Genomic DNA, 567 nt, shown 5'->3' on the forward strand with positions numbered 1-567 from the left:
GTGTGGGCGCGCTATCAGGCGTGGTGCTGAGCAAACTGCTGGAAAATCTGGAGGGAGATGGTGGTAAGAATCTATCTGCGGAGGATCAGCAGGCCCGCGTCAATCTGATAACCAGCATTGTTGCCGGTATTGCGGCGGCTATCGATCCGAATGCGGCCAGCGCTGCCCAAGTCGCGGCGCGTATCGAGTTAGAGAACAACAGCCGCTATATGAACCGCGATAAGGTTGGGCGGTTGAAAGCCGAGCTGACTGACGAGTTGTTGAGGGAGGGTACCGACGCGCGCTGCTTCCAGGAGGGGTTTGACCGAGCAGACCGGATGGCGTCGGCCTACGATGTGGCGCTGATACTCAGCCACTACCCGCAACTGACCAAAGAGAAGGCCGACACACTTGCCCAGGCGGTGCTAGACCTCGCGCCCGGGGTGTCAAACGCCAGTGCGCTGTATGAACTGGTGACGGGGAGGACGGCGACGGGCGAAGAGGCGAACAGGTTTTTCTCTTCGTTGGGACTGGTGCCTGTTGTTGGAGGGATGCTGTAGAAGGGAGGGCAGGCGCTGCATGTTTTTG

General features: G+C 59.4%; 1 protein-coding gene. It reads left to right on the plus strand.

Annotated elements, in window-relative coordinates; translation table 11 throughout:
* Positions 1–539, plus strand: a 539-nt coding sequence (locus RCF13_RS23665) for a pre-toxin TG domain-containing protein (protein ID WP_308141605.1), incomplete at its 5' end; no start/stop codon positions are given.
* Between the last annotated feature and the right edge of the window lie 28 nt (positions 540–567).

Origin of the sequence: Stenotrophomonas maltophilia group sp. RNC7, from assembly GCF_030910085.1 — a bacterium.
GTDB classification, from domain to species: domain Bacteria; phylum Pseudomonadota; class Gammaproteobacteria; order Xanthomonadales; family Xanthomonadaceae; genus Stenotrophomonas; species Stenotrophomonas sepilia.